This window comes from Neptuniibacter sp. UBA6509 (assembly GCA_002435145.1).
Taxonomy (GTDB): Bacteria; Pseudomonadota; Gammaproteobacteria; order Pseudomonadales; family Balneatricaceae; genus Neptuniibacter.
Genome location: DJLT01000035.1, coordinates 2,822 through 3,531 on the forward strand (window position 1 = coordinate 2,822; position 710 = coordinate 3,531).

Here is a 710-nt window from a genome sequence, read left to right on the forward strand (position 1 = left end):
GCACCAAGTGCTGCCCCAATGATGATGGCAATAATTGTTTTTGTATTCGTTGACATTATTTTTCTCCAAATTGCTGACTGGATAAGTGCTGATTAGTTTTGTGTGAAGTTTGCATCGACTTATGTTCAGCATTTGAGTTAGATTGAGAATGCGCAAAGAAATAGTTGATACGAGCAACTGTTTTAAGTGCGTCAACATCAATTCTTAAGGCTGATATTCTGGCATTTAATTCTGCGATTCTTGCTCGAACAACTTCGGCAAAATCGCCATCATCATTTGTGTAGGCTGTCAATGACGCTTCTGCTTGGTCATGAGTTTGTTTAAGGAGTTGTTCTTGATAGATAGATTGTCTATCTGATAAGCGTTTAAGCTGTCTTAGTTCTTTTTCTAAAACACTGATCATTTGCTTTGTCAGTAATAGTTTCTCGGTTTTAATAGTCTCTGAATCTGCAATAGAAGCTGCAACTTGCTTATCTTGTCTGTTCTCGGTAAACAAGGGTAAATCAAACGTTACCCCAACAGAAAATAAATCAGCTCGGCTATCACCAGAGGGCATATTGTCGCGATAGGCATAACTAGCATTAACACCCCATTGCGGCTCATATTGCTGTTTGGCTAACTCAACTCCTTTTTCTGAAGCTTTGCGTTTTATATCAATTGCAAGTATGGCTGGGTGATTCGAAAGCTCCTGAGCCAATAGATTTCTTGAG

At 39.0% G+C, this 710-nt stretch carries 1 protein-coding gene; it reads right to left on the reverse strand.

Going from position 1 to position 710, the window contains the following annotated elements; genetic code table 11:
- Positions 1–55: 55 nt before the first annotated feature.
- Positions 56–710 (reverse strand): TolC family protein (locus B4K11_RS04680; RefSeq protein WP_292959253.1); only part of this gene is annotated, 655 nt, incomplete at its 5' end.